This is a genomic window from Bacteroides sp. LFL-34 (genome assembly GCF_027257075.1).
GTDB lineage: Bacteria > Bacteroidota > Bacteroidia > Bacteroidales > Bacteroidaceae > Bacteroides > Bacteroides ovatus.
On the sequence record NZ_JAPQKZ010000016.1, the window covers coordinates 1 to 22284 of the forward strand.

The window sequence follows — 22284 nt, forward strand, 5'->3', positions numbered from 1 at the left end:
TGTAGTGTCCCGCCTTAGAAACTCTCGTTTCCTGCCGTGGAAACTGTAATTTCTAATGCCGGAAACGACAGTTCCCCGCCTGGAAACGGGAAGTTAATGTATACAATAAACTTTTGCACTCATGGAGAATTAGTTTATGTAAGGTTTATACTGTGTTGCAGATACTTTATCTGCAACCTATCTGTCGCAGGTATCTGCCACGTTCTAACTACTTATTAACTACTGTATTACATGCGTTTGGTTGCAGGTGGCAGATGTTTTCATGTTTTTTCAACTTTATAGAGGAGGATTACGCATTAAAATTAGGGTCACAACCGTAAGTCATAAAACAAATTCACCTCTGTGTCCTCCGTGTCCTCTGTGGTGAAAACCGTGCAAGAATGAGCTAAATGATAATTTTCCAGTTAAACAAAATTATAACGCCCGTTCTTTGAGATATTGAAAACGAAATATTACGAAAATAATGATTATCTTTGAACCACTAAAAGGAAAATAACAATGAATGACCTGCTTCGTAAACTCCCTATCGGGATACAGACCTTTGAGAAACTTCGTAAGGGCGATTATCTATATGTAGATAAAACAGAGCTTGTATGGAAAATAGCTTATACATCTACTCCATACTTCCTGAGTCGTCCACGCCGTTTTGGTAAAAGTCTTCTTCTCTCTACCTTTGAAGCCTACTTTGAAGGAAAGAAAGAACTCTTCGAAGGGCTTGCCATTGAAAAACTGGAAACGAAATGGGAAAAGCATCCTGTGCTGCATCTGGATTTAAATGCCGAGAAGTACGATTCCCCAGAAAGACTTTATGATATCCTCAGCCGTCAACTCACCTTATGGGAAATCCAATATGGCAAAGGAATAGACGAGAACACTCTTTCCGGTCGTTTCTCCGGCGTCATCCGTCGTGCCTACGAACAAACCGGTAGCAGCGTCGTAGTTCTGGTAGACGAATACGACAAACCTCTATTGCAAGCTTTAGGTAATGATGTCTTACTGGATGAATACCGTAAAACTCTGAAAGCCTTTTACGGAGTATTGAAAAGTGCCGACCGCTACCTACGTTTCGTCTTCCTCACAGGAGTAACGAAATTCTCACAAGTAAGTGTATTCAGTGACCTCAACCAATTGCAGGACATCACTTTATGGCCCGATTACGGAACCCTTTGCGGCATCACTCTTCAAGAATTATTGGATACCTTCCAGCCGGAAATCAAGATACTGGCAGCCAATAATTCCATTTCTTATGATGACGCGGTACAACGAATGACACGTCTCTACGATGGCTATCATTTTTGCATTAATTCAGTAGGTATCTTCAACCCGTTCAGTGTACTGAATGTCCTGAAATCAAAAGTGTTCGACAATTACTGGTTCCAGACCGGCACACCGACTTTCCTCGTCGAGATGCTGCAAGAAACCGAATACGACCTGCGTACTTTGCTTGACGGGATCGAAGCACCGTCTTCCATGTTCTCCGAATATCGTGTAGATTCCAATAACCCGATTCCGTTGATTTACCAAAGTGGATATCTGACGATAAAAGCTTATGATGAACGTTTCCGCAACTACCTGTTGGAATTTCCCAACGATGAGGTGCGTTACGGTTTCATGGATTTCCTGGTACCGTTCTATACTGGAGTGAAGAATAATGATCAAGGGTTTTACATCGGCAAGTTCGTCAATGAATTGGAGAGTGGAGACTACGATGCCTTTCTTACCCGTCTGCAAGCCTTCTTTGCCGATTTCAACTACGAATTGAACGAGCAGACAGAGCGTCACTACCAAGTAGTTTTCTATATTGTTTTCAAACTTATGGGACAGTTCACCGATGCCGAAGTACGCAGCGCCCGCGGTCGTGCAGATGCCGTAGTGAAAACACCTAAATATATCTATGTCTTCGAATTCAAGCTGCATGACACAGCAGAAGCGGCATTGAAGCAGATCGACGATAAAGGCTATCTGATACCGTATCAGGCAGACGGACGTGAAGTGATAAAGATCGGGGTAGAGTTCAGTGCGGAAAAACGCAATATCAGTCGCTGGCTGGTGTGAACAGATAAAGTTAAATATTATCAGGAGTTACCCATATCCACGCCCGATAACAACTTCTCCTATGAACATGAACCAAAGGTAAATAACCGGAGTACACTCTACCTTCCCTGATTTCCAACGGATAAGTTGCGGACATTCGTTCATGTTCCTGCAAGGCTTCACCTTCCGAAGGATGATAATCAATCACAAAACGCCCTGTTGAATCAGAACGTACATAACGGTCATATAAAAAACGCGCAACAACTCCCATATTCATGCGCAGATTAATTTCCACACAGGGATGAATCCGAAAAAACGGCTTTTCATTTTCCGGAAACCGACAAATCATCATATCAACTCCAAGATAACCTTTATAAACGGTTCCTACCAACGCAGAAAGTCTGTATTTCAAACAGTTTTCCAAATCCGTCAGAACCTTTGAAGGGACATATTGCGAAAGTTGTTTCCAGATTGCCTCATTAGAAAGCAAACGATTCCCTTCATACATTCCACTCTTTCCGGTATGGAAGAGGGAATATCCCATAAATGTCACTTCACCTGTACCATCGGAATAAAACTCCATGGCAAAGTCCTCTACCTTATTATATATAGGTTCCGCAATGATTCCACCCTGCGAAGCAGCCACACGCGTACACCAACCGGATATAAAAGGAGTAAATATGCCTTTACACCAGTTCAAGCCTTTACCGCTTCCCGAAAGCGGAGCTTTCAACAGGCAGCATTCCCGTTCTTCCACAAAGGTTTTCCATTCTTCTTGTGTCTTCAAATAATAAGATTCTCCGCAGAAATATTCATTCAGTTGTAATTCCGGAAGCAATGAGACGGCTTTAGAACGATGGGAGTATTCCCGCAAACCGTCTAATTGCTCCATAGAAGGAAGCAGGGCTTCATCCATGCCCAGCCCTGAAAGCCGTTTCCGCAAAGCTACATCCCATCCCCAAGGACGAATATCCAAATTCGGTTCAATAGCAAGTTCCGGCTCTGTCATCAAATCAACCGAAAGTCCTAATAATTCCTGTATCTTCTTCACATAGCCGAGATTATAAGCGGAAGGAGCTAATACAGCACTCCCCTCCTCTGCATACCACATCGGAAGCAAAGCCAACTCGGAAGCCATACGTCTGGCAGAAGCCGGAGCCATATAATTTGTTTCACCGCTAGCCAACGCCAAGTCATGTTCCGGATTGAATATATAAAGAGCCTTTTTTGTCATTTCAAATGAATTCAAAACTTTATTCTGCAAATATATACAGGAAATAGTCAGGAATGACTACAATAAACAGAAAGTTGGAATTAAACACACAATTTTGCCATCTCTACTTTGCAAATCCTAAAAAAAGCAGTATATTTGCCACCCGAAAAACAAAGAACTGAAATGGAATCATTCTACCGCACACACGCCTACCTCGTTGAGCACACCAATGCCCCCGTTCGCCGCGATCTTATGGACGAGATCGACTGGAGCGACCGCCTGATTGGTATCAAAGGGACACGTGGCGTAGGAAAAACCACTTTCCTTCTCCAATACGCCAAAGAGAAATTCGGGAACGACCGTTCCTGTCTGTTCATCAACATGAACAACTTCTATTTCTCGGGCCACAGCATTGTAGACTTCGCCAACGAATTTCAGAAACGTGGCGGAAAAGTATTGTTGATCGACCAGGTGTTCAAACATCCTGAATGGAGCAAAGAGTTACGCATGTGTTACGACCGTTTTCCTAACCTGAAAATTGTCTTCACCGGCTCGTCCGTGATGCGACTGAAAGAAGAAAATCTTGAATTACGTGATATCGCCAAGAGCTATAACCTGCGTGGATTCTCTTTCCGTGAATTCTTAAACTTGCAAACAGGCATGAAATTCAGGGCATATAGCCTCGAAGAAATTCTTAGCACTCACGAACAGATTGCCAAAGGAGTACTCTCCAAAGTTCGTCCGTTGGACTATTTTCAGGATTACCTGCACCACGGATTCTATCCGTTCTTCCTTGAAAAACGTAACTTTTCGGAGAATCTGCTGAAAACGATGAACATGATGGTGGAAGTAGATATACTTCTCATCAAACAAATTGAACTGAAATATCTTTCAAAGATAAAAAAATTGCTATATTTGCTCGCTGTCGATGGGCCGAAGGCTCCAAATGTGAGCCAACTGGCAAGCGACATACAGACATCTCGCGCCACGGTGATGAACTATATCAAGTATCTGGCAGATGCGCGACTCATTAATCTGGTTTATCCGAAAGGGGAAGAATTCCCTAAAAAACCTTCGAAGATAATGATGCACAACTCCAACCTGATGTATTCCATCTATCCGGTGAAAGTGGAAGAGCAAGATGTGCTCGACACATTCTTTGCAAATTCTTTATGGAAAGACCATAAGGTACATAAAGGAGATAAAAACGTCTCTTTTATGGTAGACGAAGTAATGCCGTTCAAAATTTGCCAGGAAGGCGCAAAGATCAAGAACAATCCGAATGTAACGTACGCGTTGCATAAGGCTGAAATAGGTCGGGGCAACCAGATACCTCTCTGGATGTTCGGCTTTTTATATTAAAAGATTTATTTACTTAAATATTTAATTTAGTTATGACTAAACAGAAGAAATTCATCACTTGTGATGGTAACCAGGCTGCAGCGCATATCTCGTATATGTTCTCTGAAGTAGCAGCTATCTACCCCATCACTCCTTCTTCGACTATGGCTGAGTACGTAGACGAATGGGCTGCCGCAGGACGTAAGAACATCTTCGGCGAAACAGTATTAGTACAGGAAATGCAATCTGAAGGTGGTGCTGCCGGTGCAGTTCACGGTTCTCTTCAGGCTGGTGCGTTGACTACTACTTACACTGCTTCCCAGGGGCTTCTCCTGATGATCCCTAACATGTACAAAATTGCCGGTGAGTTCTTGCCTTGCGTATTCCATGTATCTGCTCGTACATTGGCTTCTCACGCATTGTGTATCTTCGGTGACCACCAAGACGTAATGTCAGCTCGTCAGACTGGCTTTGCTATGTTGGCTGAAGGCTCTGTACAGGAAGTTATGGATTTGGCTGGTGTTGCTCACTTGGCTACCATCAAATCTCGCGTTCCGTTCATGAACTTCTTCGATGGTTTCCGTACATCTCACGAAATCCAAAAGATTGAAATGTTGGAAAATGATGATCTTGCTCCGCTGATCGACCAGAAAGCTTTGGCTGAATTCCGTGCCCGCGCACTGAACCCGATGAAACCGGTAGCTCGTGGTATGGCTGAAAATCCTGACCATTTCTTCCAACATCGTGAATCATGCAACAACTACTATGAAGCAGTTCCTGCTATCGTAGAAGAATACATGAATGAAATTTCTAAGATCACAGGTCGTAAATACGGTTTGTTCGATTACTATGGTGCAGAAGATGCAGAACGCGTAATTATCGCTATGGGTTCTGTAACAGAAGCTGCCCGCGAAGCTATCGACTACCTGGTAGCAAACGGCGAAAAAGTGGGTATGGTTGCCGTACACCTGTATCGTCCGTTCTCTGCTAAACACTTCTTGGCTGCTGTACCTAAGACTGCTAAAACTATCGCAGTTCTTGACCGTACTAAAGAACCGGGTGCTAACGGCGAACCTCTTTACCTTGACGTTAAAGACTGCTTCTACGGTGCAGAAAATGCTCCGGTTATCGTTGGCGGTCGCTACGGTTTGGGTTCAAAAGATACTACTCCTGCTCAAATCCTTTCAGTATTCGAAAACTTGGCTATGCCAATGCCGAAGAACCACTTCACTATCGGTATCGTAGACGACGTTACTTTCACTTCTCTTCCTCAAAAAGAAGAAATCGCTTTAGGCGGCGAAGGTATGTTCGAAGCTAAATTCTACGGTTTGGGTGCTGACGGTACAGTAGGTGCTAACAAGAACTCTGTAAAGATTATCGGTGATAACACTGACAAACACTGCCAGGCTTACTTCTCTTATGACTCTAAGAAGTCAGGTGGCTTCACTTGTTCTCACTTGCGTTTCGGTGATAATCCGATCCGTTCTACTTATTTGGTAAACACTCCGAACTTCGTTGCTTGTCACGTTCAGGCTTACCTGCACATGTACGATGTAACTCGTGGTTTGCGTAAGAACGGTTCTTTCTTGCTGAACACAATCTGGGAAGGTGAAGAACTGGCTAAGAACCTGCCTAACAAGGTTAAGAAATATTTTGCACAGAACAACATTTCTGTATACTATATCAACGCAACACAGATTGCACTGGAAATTGGTTTGGGTAACCGTACCAACACAATCCTTCAATCTGCATTCTTCCGTATCACAGGCGTTATTCCTGTAGAACAAGCTGTTGAGCAGATGAAGAAATTCATCGTTAAGTCTTACGGCAAGAAGGGTGAAGACGTTGTTAACAAGAACTATGCTGCCGTTGACCGTGGTGGTGAATACAAGACTTTGGCTGTTGATCCTGCTTGGGCTAACCTTCCGGATGACGCAAAAGCTGAAAACAACGATCCTGCATTCATCAACGAAGTAGTTCGTCCGATCAATGCACAAGACGGTGACTTGTTGCCGGTATCTGCATTCAAGGGTATCGAAGACGGTACTTGGTATCAAGGTACTGCTAAATACGAAAAACGTGGTGTAGCTGCATTCGTTCCTGAATGGAATCCGGAAAACTGTATCCAGTGTAACAAGTGTGCATACGTTTGTCCTCACGCTTCTATCCGTCCGTTCGTACTCGACGCTGAAGAGCAGAAGGGTGCTAAGTTCGAACAACTGAAAGCTGTAGGTAAAGCATTCGACGGTATGACATTCCGTATCCAGGTGGACGTTCTCGACTGTCTGGGTTGCGGTAACTGTGCTGACATCTGTCCGGGTAATCCGAAGAAGGGTGGCAAAGCATTGACAATGAAACACCTCGAAAGCCAATTGGCTCAAGCTGAAAACTGGACTTACTGTGCTGAAAACGTGAAGACTAAACAACATCTTGTTGATATCAAGGCTAACGTGAAGAACTCACAGTTCGCTACTCCGTTGTTTGAGTTCTCCGGCGCTTGCTCTGGTTGTGGTGAAACTCCATACGTGAAATTGATTTCTCAATTGTTCGGTGACCGTGAAATGGTTGCTAACGCTACCGGATGTTCTTCTATCTACTCTGGTTCTGTTCCTTCTACTCCGTATACTACAAACGAAAACGGACACGGTCCTGCTTGGGCTAACTCACTGTTCGAAGACTTCTGTGAATTCGGTTTGGGTATGGAACTGGCTAACGAAAAGATGCGTGCTCGTCTCGTGAAAGTGATGAACGAGGCTATTGCTGCTGATTGCACTCCTGCTGAAGTAAAAGAACTGTTCGCTGAATGGATCAACAATATGCTGGATGCGGACAAGACTAAGGAATTGGCTGCTAAGATCATTCCGGTTGTTGAAGCTAACAAGGATAAATGTAACCACTGCAAACAAATCGCTGAACTGCAACAATATCTTGTAAAACGCAGCCAGTGGATCATTGGTGGTGACGGTGCTTCTTACGATATCGGTTACGGTGGTCTTGACCATGTAATCGCTTCCGGTAAGGACGTTAACATCCTCGTTCTGGATACTGAAGTTTACTCTAACACAGGTGGTCAGTCTTCTAAAGCTACTCCGGTAGGTGCTATCGCTAAGTTCGCTGCTGCTGGTAAGCGCGTACGTAAGAAAGACCTCGGTCTGATGGCTACTACTTACGGTTATGTATATGTTGCACAGATCGCTATGGGTGCTGACCAAGCTCAAACTCTGAAAGCTATCCGTGAAGCTGAAGCATATCCGGGACCATCTTTGATTATCGCTTACGCTCCATGTATCAACCACGGTCTGAAAGCAGGTATGGGTAAGAGCCAGGAAGAAGAAGAAAAAGCTGTTAAGTGCGGTTACTGGCACTTGTGGCGTTACAACCCGGCTTTGGAAGAAGAAGGCAAGAACCCATTCCAATTGGATAGCAAAGAACCGAACTGGGAAGATTTCCAAGGTTTCTTGAAGGGTGAAGTTCGTTACGCTTCTGTAATGAAACAATATCCTGCTGAAGCTGAAGAACTGTTTAAAGCTGCTGAAGAAAACGCTAAATGGCGTTACAACAGCTACAAACGTTTGGCTAGAGAAAACTGGGGTGCTGAATAATAGTAATACCCTATAAATATAAAACGGTAATCTTGTAGAAGATTACCGTTTTTTTTATTGTATGAACTCTGTCTAACATAAACAATACTCCCTTTTTCCCACTAGAGTTCATGTCTATTTTATATTTAAAATTAAGAATAACAATGCTCCAATCTATTTATTCTCAGACTTCGGAATCCAACTATCCACCAACTGCCGATGTTCATCCCTCCATTTGCGGGCTATTTCTTCTTCATCCATCCGGGCATCCTTCATAGCTGTCATAAAAGAGCTAAGTTCTTCTGTCGTTAGTTTAATGTTGCCAAAGAATTCGGCAGCAAACGGATCTTTCTCACTGAATCCTTTCCATGCAATAGCATGTATTTCTTCCAAGTCTCCATATACTTTCTTCGGATCATCCAAGAATTTCAAGTCAAACTGGTCGAACATCCAATGCGGTGTCCACCCCGTAATGACAATCCATTCTCCTTTGTCCATCGCTTTTTTCAAAGAAGCCAGCATGGTGGAACTACTTGAAGTCATGAGGGTATACCCATCAAGTCCGTAAGCAGCAATGGCCTTATCGGTCGTCTTCATTATCCCTGCTCCCGCATCAATTCCTACTATTTCAGAAGAGAAACGGTCTTTATTAGCTTCCAGCTCACTAATAGACTGGATCGTAACATATTGAGGAACAACCAGTCCTACACGGGCTTCTCCATATACCTCCCCCAAAAATTCGATGCTGTCTCCATACTGATCCATATAATCTTTCATCGTTATTGGTAACCATGCATCCAGAAAGACATCAGATTTCTTTCCTGACATAGATACAAAAATAGGGGCAAGATCAGCATTTTGCAATTCAACCTCATATCCATGCTCTTCCAATACCACCTTGGCCAAATGACTCATGGCAATACCTTCCAGCCAATTGGCATAGGCTATTTTTACTTTCTTTTTCTCTAAGCCTGAATTAGTACAGGAAGCTAGCAAAAGCATAGCTGACAATACTATTCCTACTATTTTATATATTCTCATACGTATTTTATCCTTTCCGTTTAGTTCTTATTTTTTCGTCCTGCCATTCCTTGTGTGATACGGTCTAAGATAATAGCTAAAATAACAACTGCTATACCACCTTCAAACCCAAGTCCGATTTTCATTTGGGTAATACCTTTCAATACAATTTCTCCCAGACCACCGGCAGCAATCATGGCAGCAATGACAACCATAGAAAGCGACATCATTATTGTCTGGTTGACACCAGTCAGGATAGTGGGCAACGCCAAAGGAAGCTGCACTTTATACAATAACTGCCAACGGGTAGCTCCGAACGAACGGGAAGCTTCCACTACATTTTTAGGAACTTGCCGTATTCCCAATCCGGTAAGGCGGACCACAGGAGGCATAGCAAAGATAATGGTGGCAAACACTCCTGGCACTGCTCCCAATCCGAAAAATAAAACGGCAGGAATCAGATAAACAAAAGCAGGCATCGTCTGCATCAAGTCGAGAACAGGACGAAGTATTTTCTCTGCACGCGGACTGTTTGCCGTCCACACTCCTAAAGGTACACCAACAATCAGGGCCAGACAGGTAGATGAAAAAACAAGAGCCAGGGTTTGCATAGTAGCCTCCCAAAATCCCATTCCATAAATCAGTAATAATCCCAATGCGGTGAAAATTGCCGTACCACGTCCTGCCTTCATCCATGCGAGTGCAGCAAGCACTAGAATGGTTATATAAAAAGGTATTCCAAAAAGTACGTGTTGGAATCCTATAATAAAACTACCGATGCCTGCATTTATGGCATCAAAGAAAGTGGAAAAATGTACCATCATCCAATTGATGACCGTCTCTATATATTGTCCTATATTTATCATAAATCTATTGCGTTTTGAATTATTTCGTTTATTTCTTCTTTATCTTTCCCCGTCACTTCGATGATTAAGGAGGAAAGCGGGATTGTTCCTAAAAACTCATGCGTCTCATCAATCACCCATACCGGCGAATTGCTCTTTGTCATTAAAGGAAGTATATCCTCCAACACTGTATCCTCCAATACAGAATGTACTTCGGTACGCACAATCGTTTCAATGGATTTTTCCTGTCTGCTACGTAACTTAAGCAGGTCGTTCAGACGTACTTCTCCGACCAGTTTATCATCGGCGTCTATGACAGGTAATACGGTGATATTCTTCGCACGCATCTTACGAATCAATACTTCAGGTCCCTCTTTCTTCAGACGGGCCACCAGTGGTTTGTCAATCATTAAAGAAGAAGCGGTAATAATTTTACTCCTGTCCACGTTTTCAACAAAACGGGCTACATAATCGTTAGCCGGTTCGGTCAGTATTTCTTCTGAAGTACCTACCTGCACCACCTCTCCGTCTTTCATAATAGCAATACGGTCGCCCAGTTTAATCGCTTCACTCAAGTCATGGGTAATAAAGACAATTGTTTTTTTCATCTTCGACTGCAAAGCCAGCAGTTCATCCTGCATTTGCACACGAATCAGAGGATCGAGCGCAGAGAAAGCCTCATCCATTAGAAGTACTTCGGGATTATTAGCCAGAGCGCGGGCCAGTCCGACACGCTGTTGCATTCCACCGGAAAGCTCGCCCACCATCTGATTTTCATATCCTTTCAATCCGACAAGCTTCATGCTTTCCATCGCTTTCTTCTCACGTTCCTCTTTCTTCACTCCCTGAAGTTCGAGGCCGAACGCGATATTGCTCAATACGGAACGGTGAGGTAACAGACCGAAATTCTGGAAAACCATCGCCAGCTCTTTCCGACGAACCTGCAATAATTCTTTTTCGGAAATTTTAGATATATCTACTCCGTTTACAAGCACTTGCCCGGTAGTAGGACGTATCAGACGATTGATACAACGCAGTAATGTCGATTTTCCACTTCCCGAGAGTCCCATTATCACGAAAAACTCTCCTTCATTAATTGAAAGATTGGCATCTTTCACTCCTACCGTACAACCGGTATCTTTCAGAATTTCCTCTTTACTCTTATCTTTTTTCAACATCTTGAGGGCTTTCTGCTTCTCGTTACCAAAGATAAGGTACAAATCCTTTATTTCTATTTTACTCATATAATATATTGGTTTAGATTATAATATTTGTTTTGTTTTCAACTGCCGCATTCCTTATTCTCACTTACGATAAACAAGTTGAATGTTCGCATGGTTCAGTCATGTCACATGATAACATGACGGTCCGACGTTTTTTAAATGGTTAAAAAAAAACAGACAGAGTAGTTTAAAAGGAATAGAATTTGATAAGATTATCCTCTTAATGAACAGTAGAAAACAGTATTTTCATAAATAAATAACAGTCTGTTCTTGCATATTGTTGGCACAAAGGTAAGGAAAATAGATTAAATATGCAAATTTCATTCAGGTACGGAGTAATTCCAAAGATGCTTTTTCAAGTCTACGCATCCATTTTGTTTGAAAGAGATCCCTTCTTCCAACAAGAGTTGTTTCTGCTCTGTCCAACCCGGAACAAGCCGTCCCGACGCATTGACAACCCGATGACAAGGCGCAGATAAATCATCCGGAATCTGTTTCAAAGCACGCCCCACCATACGGAAACATTGAGACATTCCCAATAATGCGGCAATTCCCCCATAGGTAGAAACTTTACCTACCGGAATTTCTCGGACAACCTGATACACCTCTTGACAAAAGGATGCGGAAAGGCTCGCCTTATCTACTTTATAATCTTTCATCACTCAAACATTACTTTATTTCAGTTCCAAAACTAGATAAAAAGAAAAGAATTTGCAAATAATAAAAGCATTTCAAATAAAATATGCAACTTTATTTGCTTTATTTACAAATAATCCCGACCTTTGTACCCATTAAAAGCAACCCTATTATTAACAAAACAAGCACTGCTGTTATGAAAAAGAAAACTATCCTGTTCGCTTCTTGTTTATTGGGAGCACTGGCTTTCAGCTCCTGTGAGAAGAACCTTTATGATGAAAGTAAACAACCCGAGAAAGAAAAGAAGATGACTGACTTGGAAGTACCTGCCGATTTCGACTGGAAAGGTTCTCAAAATGCCAAAGTGAAAATTGCCAGTCAATCAACTGCTACTATTTCTGTATTTCTAGAAGAAAATTGCAATGAAGAGGCTTTGATGCTTCGAATGGATGTCGATGCCAACACATCAAAATTGGAACTCCCAATTGAAATTCCTGCATATATAAAAAATGTGTATGTAAAATATGGTAATGGCTCTGAAATACAAACTGTTCCTGTTGAAAGTAATGGTACTATTTCCATAGTAGTACCTGCTAACGCTACGGCATTATCCAGAGTTACCACAAGAGCTAATAAAGAAGTTGAAACGAACAACATCTTCAATTATCCGGGATATGGCAACGGAACTATTATGTTCGAAGATATGTATCCAGCTTTAGGCGATTATGATTTTAATGATTTTGTTGCATGGTATAATTTCCAAATTGACGGTTTTTATTGGAGTCACAATCAATGTTATGCAGAATACTTAATGATAGGATTCCAAATCAGAGCTATAGGAGGTATATATGACTACAATCCTTATATCCGCTTGGCAGAAGTACAATATAATGAACTTGATTTAGAAGAAACTCAAATGTATCTTGAGCGTAACAATCCTGAAGAGGCTGAAAATATCAAAATCCTAAAAGGCCCAAAAGGGGAATTGATTATTTCACTAAAGAAACCGGCCATTCCTAACGGATACAAGTATTATAATACGGAGGTAAATGAAAAAACAAAGCCTAAAAAAATGATGGCCATTTACTTGGTGTTCAACTCACCTGTTAACGTTAAAAGCCTACAAGACAGTAAAATGGACTTTTATATTGCAAAAACTAATAAAGGACAAGAAATCCACTTAAAAGGTTATAGCCCGGTTTATTATAACAGCAACGAAAGTTATGTAAATGAAGACAACTTTATATGGGGATTAAAAGTACCTGCATCTTTACATCATGCCAGAGAAGAAGTAAACTTCTTGGAAGCATATCCAGACTTTGAACAATGGGTAACATCGGGAGGTCAAGAGAACCAAAGATGGTGGAATAAGCCAAAAACGAATAAGTTGATTATGAATTAATAAATATACAGTAAATCATATACTGAATTAAATAAGAGGTAAGGTATGTCAATAGATTTCCTTACCTCTTATTTTTATCATATGAATTCCATAGAAGTATAAACAGATAAATGCTCACCACCAAATTTTGCAGATTCTATCCTATCCTTTCCTCTTCAACAAATCTGTCGGACTCTCTCCAAACTGTTCTCTATAACATTTAGTAAAATAAGAAGGAGAACTAAAACCAACTTCATAACCGATCTCTGCCACTGTCATATCCGACGAGGCAAGCAGAGAAGCAGCTTTCTTCAAACGAGCTATACGAAGCAGTTCATTCGGAGAATAATTAGTCAGAGATTTAATCTTGCGGTAAAGTTGCACACGACTTAATCCCATATCCTTACCCAAATCTTCTACATTCAAATTTGAATCTCCCATCTTTGCCTCAATCAGAGCTTTGAATTTTTCCACAAAGTCTTTATCCATATCACAGACATCCTCTTTCGCCAACGTTTGTCCGTCACCAAAAAACTGTTTCAGGCGGCGGTGTGAATCTATCAGATTACGAACGCGTGCCAATAGTAATTGCGAACTGAAAGGCTTGGAGATATAAGAATCTGCACCACCATCATACCCTTGAATTCGTTGTTCATCCAAAGAACAAGCTGTCAATAGGATAACAGGAATATGACAGGTTTGTAATTCGCTTTTCAAGCGACGACAACATTCAATTCCATCCATTCCGGGCATCATTACATCGGAGATAATCAAGTCCGGGACATATTTCATAGCTTTACGAATACCTTCCGAGCCGTATGCAGCTTCTATAACAGTATAATCAGTGTGAAGCAATCCATGCACATATAAGCGAATATCAGCGTTATCATCAATAATCAGAACGCAAGGTTTGGAAGAGTCGTAACTTTTTTCCAATTCCTCTTCTTCGTAAGTTAAAGCATCATTCAAGCTCGAAGAACCGGAATAACCAGAAGTTGCAGGAGTTACGGGAGCCCCAGCAACGGCAGAGGTTGCAGCATCGGTGGAGGTTACAGAAGTAGCAGGGACAGAGAATGCCGGAGAGTTTTCAGAAACAACAGTCTCGCAAGTCTGTACAGGCAAATCAACGGTAAAGATAGTTCCTTGCTTTTCATCACTTTCCACTGTGATGGTACCTTTATGCAATTCCACAAAAGCCTTTACCAATGCCAGTCCAATACCCGAACCGGCATGGTGCATATCTATCTTATAGAAACGGTCGAAAATATTCCGGATATGCTCCGCAGAAATCATTGAGCCGGTATTGGCAACAGTAAAGCGAATCCAACAATGATCGTCTTTAGTCAGGGAAGATAAGCGTACAGTTACTTTTCCATTCTCCGGAGTAAATTTGAAAGCGTTGGAAAGGAGGTTGAAATAGATGCGTTCCAACTTTTCTACATCTGCCAATGTGCGGTAATCCGTATCCGGCATATAATCGAATGAGAAATGAATATGTTTCTTCCGGGCTGCTGCCATGAAAGACTCGTTCCATCCCTCAAAAGAAGAAAGAATGTCTAACGAAATAGGAGTATATTCCATTTTTCCATTCTCGTATTTACGAAAATCCAGAATCTGATTGACAAGACGCAAGAGGATATTCACGTTTCGCTGAACTAACAATAACATTCGGCGCTGATCTTCACTCAAAGACGAATCAGCCAGTAAATGCTCTACCGGGTCGGCAACTAATGTCAGTGGAGTACGAAAATCGTGAGATATATTTGTGAAGAAAACCAGCTTGGCATGAGTCGCTTCTTCCAGTTGATGAGAAAGCTGGATAAGCTGATCCCGCTGTTCTTCGAGTTTGTCACGCTGTTCTTCAAGAATATCCCGTTGCTCTTCGAGTTTATCGCGCTGTTGCTCTACTTGTTTCTTCTGTTCGGACAACTCTTTATTCAGGCGATTCTTGGAACGGAGGGATTTATAGACTACCAACAACAATCCCGCTACTAATAAAAGAATAACCAAGCCGCCATACATCACGACCTGCTGCGTAGCTACACGCGACAGATACCCACCGATACGTCCGTTCAATGTTTCAATCTTCTGATCCAGTTCCGAGATATGGGTAGTCTGAAGTTGCATAACGTGCGCGTTCGTGCGGTCTACAACGGCAGTATTCATGACCGTTTCGCGAGGATAAGACTTCTTCTCAAGAATATTCATGGCCAGTTGCATCACTTTGTCCCCATTAGTCGGATAAATAAAAGTTGCATCGAGCACATTGTCAAGCACCAATTCAAGCCCGTTTCCTTTGCCGGGCAGGGCATCAATGCCAACAAAAATCATTTCCTTTTCACGTCCGGCTTTCTTCGCAGCTTGATAGGCTCCCGGAGCGATACGGTCGTTATGTGCATATACCGCATCAATCTTCGGATGACGGCGAAGCATACTATCCATTTCCACTTCTGCCGGTTCACGTTCCCAGGCAGCATCCGCTTTATCAATCAGTTTGATATCCGGATAATTGCTGATAGCAGCCATAAATCCCTGATGGCGTTCCATGGCAGGGGTGGAACCACTCAGTCCGGTAAGCTCCACTACATTCCCTTTCCCTTTCAGACTTGATGCGATATAATTTCCTACCGCACGACCTATTTCATAATTATCGGCACCGATATAGGCAGTATATTTATCAGAAAGTATCTTCCGGTCTACAAGAATGACAGGTATTCCTTTCTGATAGGCCTCCTCCACAATTGGAGTCATGGGAGCCGCTTCATTGGCGGAAATTATCAGTAAATCAACTCCTTTATCTATAAAATAATGAACATCTTCCGCCTGCTTACGGTTATCATCCGCCGCCGAGCGGATTTCAACCGACACTCCATCATAAAACATCGCTTCGCGAAGAATCTCATCATTCATCTTGTGCCTCCAAGAGTCATCGCTACATTGGGCCACCCCAATACGGAAACGAGGCGCATCCTGCCGACAGGCCGCCAAGCCCAAAAGACAAAACAAGACTGTTATCCACTTCGTATATTTCATCGCTTCAATCATTCCCTTTCTTTCGTATATCTTTTGTATTTCTTTCTGTAATCCAAATTTCTCTCCCCGCATTATTTGCATTCACCACCGGGAAATACATCAGTTCCACTTTCACAGGGTTCAGCGTATATTTTCCAGTAAAGCGTGGAAGCAAAGGAACCGTAAACTGATAAGTACCTACCGGTAATTTTTCGCTAAAGATAACAGTTTTCTCTTTAAAATACTCACGATATACTTCAGAACGGGAGAAATTAACAGGTTTTGAGGCATAACTACAACCTGCCGGAACAGGAACTTCGAGCATCACATATTGCGCACCCTCCTGTTTCACCTGCAAGGTAACTGTCAATGTAACAGGTACACCCGCCACCAAAGAGTCTTTTTCCAAAGTCACCTCCACCTTGAAAGCATCACTCTGACGAGCATTCATCACACGCTTCATTGAATAGACACTATACAATAAAGGCTCTTTTCCCGTTTTTGAAATAAGCAGACTGTCGCCTGCTGTCAGCCGGGCATGATAAGGAAATTCCATAATTCGTTGATGATCCTTACCGCTCACAGACACCGACGTTCCTGACATCCCTCCGGAACCTGCCAGCAAATCGGTCAGAACAGTTGCCACAGCCGAAGAAGCCTGATACGTATTCCATCCGCGCTCCTTAGTCCGCAAAATATACAATTGCATATTTTCTTTCAACTTACACAGGGAAGGGTCATTTTTAATAATCCGGTAGGCTATCAATGTATTTATCATCTGATTTCCCTCCCAATAATAAGTACGCCGTCCGTCGTCACAGTAAACACCTTCCAGCATATCCTTTTTCAGATAAGGACGTACGCTATCACCCACATTCACCGAATCCACCTGTTGCTTGATTTCCCAGAGAAGCAGCTTCTCTTTCAAGTATGAAAGAGGACGATAATACTTGTTTCTATTTGCCAACGAGTCTTCTTTCTGTTCCAATTGCCGGACGAAAGGTTCCAATAATCTGATTGCCGAAGAATAATCCGCCTCTACTTTCCACTCATGCAGAGCATGAAGTATTTCTATATCTTCCAGTTTCATTCCTCGATAAGGACGCGTATGAGCATACTCCACTTTCAAACCATTCAGATTCAACTCCACAGGATAACCTGCATCTTGCGCCATCTTCAAAGCCCGCAGAATATGCGCAGACATCCAGAAAGAAGTATTTTCAGAGTTCCCCCACCACGACCATAACTGATGTTTGTTCTGATGATTCGTCAGTCGATGGATGATAGGTCGAATTGCTTTATCTACTTTCACCTTTTCACCCTTACTCTGCATATACTGTTGGTAAGCCAACAAACCGATTAACTTGGATGCCAGCTGCTCATTGCACAAATATTTGTATCCTGTCAAGTAATTCACTGATTCTTTATAGATGTCCAACTGATTGTCAGTGATACTCACCATCACTTCTTCATCCTCGCCGGATTGCACTTTGACCGTCTTTGCATCGGACAGAATACCCAATGTGCCCTCCGCCAATTCAGTTCCCTGTGGCAGTATCGGAATCGTATATTCCTCTTCATCCTGATAGCCATCGTCGCGAGTGAAAAGATAGCTGATGGTCACGCTATCGGCATGAACTGCCTGCATCGGCACTGTTTCATGAAATCCCTCCATGAAACTCACTTCCTGCCGTTTCAACGTATCCGTTCCGACGCAGAACTGTGTCTTTCCGGCTATGTGCTGCCCATCCAGATAATTGCGGATAGTCCCGACCACCGTACTCTGATCCCCCTCCACCAAGAAGCGGGGAGTTTTCAACTCCGCCATCAACGGTTTGTAAGAGCGGATGGAACGTCGGAAAGTACCCGTCTGCAAACGACGGTTCATGCCATAAACGACAGTTTCCCATTTCGTCACATTATCGGGGAAAGTTGTTTCAAACTGTACCGTTCCGGTTTTATCCGTAAACAAACGAGGCTGCCAGAAAGCCACATCCGAAAAATTCCTACGTAAGCCATTCAATTGCATCAGTTCATTATACAACTGTTCGTTATCCGCTTCTTCTTTTGCTTTCTGATCTTGCTCTTCCAGTTTCTCCAAAGGTGCGGTTGCAGCAGCAGAAGAAGAAGAACCTACCATTAATCCGGCAACAGACCCCGTCAACGAAGTTCTTGAACGCATGCCGTATCCTACAACGACCACTTCCTCCAGCGCCTGACTATCTTCTTCCAAAGTAACCAACAGATTGGCTCCGGGAGTTGCTCTCATCTCCTGCTGTTTAAAGCCGACATAACTAAACAAAAGCTGATCCCCTCCCCTGTCACAATCCATTTCGAAATATCCGTCCATGTCGGTGATCGTTCCCTCCGTCGTTCCTTTCACCACCACGCTGCACCCGATTAAAGGCTCTCCGGTAGCATCCGTCACATAACCGGAGACTTTACCGCCGTAATTGCGTACATACTGCCTGATCCTCATTTCCCTGTGACCAGGAAAGTTTGTACCGATCCTGCCAATTCCTCTTCCCAGCAAGAGCCACCCTGCTGACAACGAATCGCGTTCGTGTAGAGGCAGAGATTCCATATCTACATCCAGATAGGTATATGATTGTATCGTCAGAGCATCATGTTTCAGATACTTTCCATTGTTATAAAGCAAAATCGCATCATACGTTCCGGCAGGAAACTTGGAATATATTCTATTCATTTGCACCAAAGTATCCGGATAAACCAGTTCTCCGGTAGTGCAGTCTTTAAAGAGCAAGTTAGCCACTCCGGTAGAATCTTTTTCTTCCGGAAGCCGGAAATTCAACGTCTTATCCGGCAGGGAGAAATAAATCCGGGTGGGATGCCAACTCTTTCCCTTGCGAAGTTCGGCCACCAGACTACGGAATCTTTCCGGTGATAAATGGTAATCATTCAAAGTCGGAATCTTTGCCACAGACGAAAAATTCAGATAAGCCGGGCACAGTTCCTCATCCTTATATTTATAAACCACATTGCCCTCGAATTCATAAGAGAAACCTCCCTCATGCCGATACAACACACCATTCATATATTTCCAAGGTCCCGGCTCCACAGGACCTGCCAATATCTTTTTCTTGTAGCGCGACAGCTCCATGAGTGAAACCGGAAACAGCTTTCCATTATGTTTGAGCGAAGTATATACCGCCCCATCCATCACTGGAAGACGGCAAAGATACCGTTCATAACGCTTCTTCTCTTCCGAAGTAAACTTATACTCATCATATTTCCCTTTCCTCTGCCGCAACCAGACTACTTCCACTCCTTGCGGCAACTGATTCATATCGAAACTTAAAATCGTTTTCTTGCCCCGGTCGAAAGCCAGAGAATCAATGATGAAAGCCCTGTCGTGCATTCGCAACATTATCTTCTGCTTTCCCGACGGATGCAATACAGGAAAAGAATACTGCTTAGGCTGTTCCGTCCACGAAAAATAGCAGGGAACATCGTTCTGCTCAATCACATAGATATTCACCGCCCGCCCGTTCAGCATCACATAAGGAGCAAACTGGGTGGTTCCATCCGGTGTATCAACCGTCTGACGGAACAGATTTCCCGAAGGATAAGCAAACTGATAATAAGGCAACTTATCCAAATGAAGCAACTGGTTCCAATGCTGATAATCCAATGTGCCGGTATGTAGATACCCTTTTTGCTTCATTGAGTAGGAAGCACGTTGCTCGCGCGGACGGGGTGCACTCCCGTAATAGGGTAAATCGGGTACGTGATAATCCAGCTGCGTGTTGACCGCAAAAGCTGTCAGATCGACGTTGGATACCGGACGCCCTTGTATATTGGTCACGTTCAATTTTGTTTTCACTTTCTGACCGGGATACACTCGTTCCGGCAAATCAGATTCAATCACCAGCCGTTCGGAAGGTGAAGTGTACGAGCGTTTCAACATACATTCCTTATCCCCCATGAAATAAAATACTTCTACGTAATAGACGGAAGAGGGATCAATCTCTCCGGATTTGTGTTCCATCTCTTTTCCCGAACCTTTCTGCAACAGGCGGTTGCCTTGATACACATACCAGGAAAGTTCCAGCTGCAAAGGATTGGAAAGGGAGACACAAAACGAATCTTTTTCTATGCCGCCATTCAGTTCCAGTTTGGAGTCAAGTGCGGCGGAAGCAATCGTCGTTTCATATCCTGTTTCCGGTATTTTGAAACGATAGTCCGTCACCGCCTGATTGAACGGTTCGCGATAGGGCAAACGCACTTTCTTCACTTCTTTCTTTTCACCATAGGTCAGTTCGGCCGCCACAGGACGCTCCACTCCCAGGTCGAAGAATGAAAAGCAAATAGTATCCGCCTGCGTAGTGCACTGCATATCATAGCACGAATAGTAGAAAGTCGCTTTGCTCTGCTGCTCCAAACGGTTATTGTCTGCCGTAAGCAAAACTACATTCACCGTATAGAAGCAATCGGAAGCTCCGAATATCCGAGCAGGAATATCTACCGAAGCTTTCCCGGAAGCATCCAGTTCCGCCTGCACGGACATCAGTGTATCGGGCAAAGAAAGTATCTGCGCATACGACTTCAGTACCTGCTGTCTGCCGACAGTCACTTCTACATTCACCTCCCGCAAAGGAAGTCCGTTGGCATCCGTTGCACTGATATCCATGCGGTTACTCTGCGATGCATATTGCACATTCGAAGCCAGCTTCACCAACAACTTGTTTCCGTTCAGTTCGTAGTCTTCATATTTGAAATTGGTGGAGGCTACGATGCGTCCCCGCTTATCACGAAGCTGTACGGTATATCTCTGATCGAGCTTCAGGTTCAATGAATCCGCCAACAGGAATTCTCCGGCGAAGCCTCCCGGATGGTAAGGGACGACGGACATTATCTTCTTATAGTCACGCCAGGAAGAACCGACACGCATCCACAATGAAAGTTCCTGTTTCAGAGGACGTTTATGTTCGGAGAGAGCATAAGACTTGAAACGGACAGTTTCGCCCGGTCTGTATTTATTCTTGTCAGTAATCAGGTAACTATAAAACTCCGGTGCATCTTGCCGGTCATAATCATTTTTATACCAGGGTGGTACAAGGTGTTTCCTCAAATCGAATACCGCACGAAACTTATCCACTTCAACCGTCAAAATGTGCTGTTCTTTCTGGGACCAGTTATCGTCAGTATATGTCTGACTGTCTTCATCGTAATAAACAACCTTGCTGCCTACCCGCACTTTGGCATCTTTCCTGATTGTTTCCCCGGCATCAACCACCTGCAAGGTAAGTACACCATACTCCTTGAAAAGGAAAACATGAAAAGGAATCACCGGAGCATAACGGTAATGAACTTCGTTCCGCTCTACATCAGCCAGCAGAAAATGCCCTTTGACCGGAGGGTTGTTCCAAGTTTCCGTGAAACGGGCAAAAGGAGTCTGCTGTATTTTTTTCCACTGTTTCTGTCGGAGTTTGCCTTTGAGAAGTTTCAAGGCCTCTTTGTTGGTCAGTTCGAAAACGATCGTTTCGGAAGAGGCATCGTCCCAGAGCATCGGTTGTCCGAATGCTCCATTGGCAAAAAGCAGGACTCCCAATAACAACAGGCTCTTTAGCTGGCATAGCATTGTGTTCATGGCATTCGATAAATAGATAGATTGAGAACAAAAATAGAAAATAAAACTGTGAGTATGCTATAAATCACCCGATTATTCGCAATCTTATCCTCTGAAAAAAAGTAAAAATAGTCCCCATACTTACCCAGGAAACCATTAACAAACGTATAAAGCGTGATACAAACACTTAATTGATGTTATAAAACATCTCTTTTTATTTGGATTATTTGCAAAGTTGACAGAAGTCCGTATCTTTGCAATGTGTTTTTCATAGTATTAGATTTAAGGTTAACAAAGATTGGAGCAAGGCGTTGCTCCTTTTTTTATGCCTGTATCTTTCGTACGTACAAAAAACAAGAGGTACACCCCCACGAAATGAAATATACCTCTATGCTTACTATCAATAAA

General features: G+C 43.0%; 11 protein-coding genes. 4 read left to right on the forward strand and 7 right to left on the reverse strand.

Translation table 11 applies throughout. The annotated features are described in order from the left end of the window. Positions 1-498: 498 nt before the first annotated feature. Positions 499-2055, forward strand: coding sequence for an ATP-binding protein (locus N5O98_RS11555; protein WP_004311725.1), 1557 nt, complete (start codon positions 499-501; stop codon positions 2053-2055). A 10-nt stretch (positions 2056-2065) separates the two neighbouring features. Here the strand turns inward: N5O98_RS11555 and N5O98_RS11560 are convergent, their stop codons facing one another. Beyond that, complete coding sequence (locus N5O98_RS11560) at positions 2066-3268, reverse strand: hypothetical protein (RefSeq protein ID WP_004311726.1); 1203 nt, start codon at positions 3266-3268, stop codon at positions 2066-2068. Positions 3269-3430: 162 nt separating this feature from the next. Between N5O98_RS11560 and N5O98_RS11565 the strand changes: the two genes are divergently transcribed. Both N5O98_RS11565 and nifJ read left to right on the forward strand, forming a co-directional pair. Further along, complete coding sequence (locus N5O98_RS11565) at positions 3431-4609, forward strand: ATP-binding protein (RefSeq protein WP_004311727.1); 1179 nt, start codon at positions 3431-3433, stop codon at positions 4607-4609. A 32-nt stretch (positions 4610-4641) separates the two neighbouring features. After that, positions 4642-8190: a pyruvate:ferredoxin (flavodoxin) oxidoreductase gene (gene nifJ, locus N5O98_RS11570; protein WP_004311728.1), complete on the forward strand. Its 3549-nt coding sequence runs from the start codon at positions 4642-4644 to the stop codon at positions 8188-8190. 153 nt (positions 8191-8343) lie between these two features. On the opposite strand, the gene N5O98_RS11575 is transcribed toward nifJ, so the two are convergent. The 4 genes from N5O98_RS11575 to N5O98_RS11590 all read right to left on the reverse strand — a co-directional run bounded on the left by N5O98_RS11575 (position 8344) and on the right by N5O98_RS11590 (position 11916). Beyond that, positions 8344-9210 carry a glycine betaine ABC transporter substrate-binding protein gene (locus N5O98_RS11575; RefSeq protein WP_004311729.1) on the reverse strand — a complete coding sequence of 289 codons (867 nt, stop codon included), beginning with the start codon at positions 9208-9210 and terminating at the stop codon, positions 8344-8346. Between the two features lie 20 nt (positions 9211-9230). Further along, positions 9231-10055, reverse strand: a complete 825-nt coding sequence (locus N5O98_RS11580; protein WP_004311730.1) for an ABC transporter permease — start codon at positions 10053-10055, stop codon at positions 9231-9233. Continuing rightward, positions 10052-11278, reverse strand: a complete 1227-nt coding sequence (locus N5O98_RS11585; RefSeq protein ID WP_004311731.1) for a quaternary amine ABC transporter ATP-binding protein — start codon at positions 11276-11278, stop codon at positions 10052-10054. The genes N5O98_RS11580 and N5O98_RS11585 overlap by 4 nt, the downstream gene beginning before the upstream one ends. 299 nt (positions 11279-11577) lie before the next feature. Then, positions 11578-11916, reverse strand: coding sequence for an MGMT family protein (locus tag N5O98_RS11590; protein ID WP_008774805.1), 339 nt, complete (start codon positions 11914-11916; stop codon positions 11578-11580). A gap of 83 nt (positions 11917-11999) precedes the next feature. Here N5O98_RS11590 and N5O98_RS11595 point away from each other — a divergent pair, with 83 nt between their 5' ends. Further along, complete coding sequence (locus N5O98_RS11595; RefSeq protein WP_004311733.1) at positions 12000-13295, forward strand: LruC domain-containing protein; 1296 nt, start codon at positions 12000-12002, stop codon at positions 13293-13295. A gap of 141 nt (positions 13296-13436) precedes the next feature. Here N5O98_RS11595 and N5O98_RS11600 read toward each other — a convergent pair whose 3' ends face one another. Beyond that, positions 13437-16307 carry a substrate-binding domain-containing protein gene (locus N5O98_RS11600; RefSeq protein ID WP_316928569.1) on the reverse strand — a complete coding sequence of 957 codons (2871 nt, stop codon included), beginning with the start codon at positions 16305-16307 and terminating at the stop codon, positions 13437-13439. Positions 16308-16311: 4 nt separating this feature from the next. After that, positions 16312-21897, reverse strand: a complete 5586-nt coding sequence (locus N5O98_RS11605) for a carboxypeptidase-like regulatory domain-containing protein (protein WP_061448589.1) — start codon at positions 21895-21897, stop codon at positions 16312-16314. Positions 21898-22284: the final 387 nt, after the last annotated feature.

What these genes read in the sequence shown, in the direction of transcription:
- N5O98_RS11555 (WP_004311725.1), top strand. Translation starts at nt 499, where the DNA reads ATGAATGACCTGCTTCGTAAACTCCCTATCGGGATACAGACCTTTGAG.
- N5O98_RS11560 (WP_004311726.1), bottom strand. Translation starts at nt 3,268, where the DNA reads ATGACAAAAAAGGCTCTTTATATATTCAATCCGGAACATGACTTGGCG.
- N5O98_RS11565 (WP_004311727.1), top strand. Translation starts at nt 3,431, where the DNA reads ATGGAATCATTCTACCGCACACACGCCTACCTCGTTGAGCACACCAAT.
- nifJ (WP_004311728.1), top strand. Translation starts at nt 4,642, where the DNA reads ATGACTAAACAGAAGAAATTCATCACTTGTGATGGTAACCAGGCTGCA.
- N5O98_RS11575 (WP_004311729.1), bottom strand. Translation starts at nt 9,210, where the DNA reads ATGAGAATATATAAAATAGTAGGAATAGTATTGTCAGCTATGCTTTTG.
- N5O98_RS11580 (WP_004311730.1), bottom strand. Translation starts at nt 10,055, where the DNA reads ATGATAAATATAGGACAATATATAGAGACGGTCATCAATTGGATGATG.
- N5O98_RS11585 (WP_004311731.1), bottom strand. Translation starts at nt 11,278, where the DNA reads ATGAGTAAAATAGAAATAAAGGATTTGTACCTTATCTTTGGTAACGAG.
- N5O98_RS11590 (WP_008774805.1), bottom strand. Translation starts at nt 11,916, where the DNA reads ATGAAAGATTATAAAGTAGATAAGGCGAGCCTTTCCGCATCCTTTTGT.
- N5O98_RS11595 (WP_004311733.1), top strand. Translation starts at nt 12,000, where the DNA reads ATGCAACTTTATTTGCTTTATTTACAAATAATCCCGACCTTTGTACCC.
- N5O98_RS11600 (WP_316928569.1), bottom strand. Translation starts at nt 16,307, where the DNA reads ATGAAATATACGAAGTGGATAACAGTCTTGTTTTGTCTTTTGGGCTTG.
- N5O98_RS11605 (WP_061448589.1), bottom strand. Translation starts at nt 21,897, where the DNA reads ATGAACACAATGCTATGCCAGCTAAAGAGCCTGTTGTTATTGGGAGTC.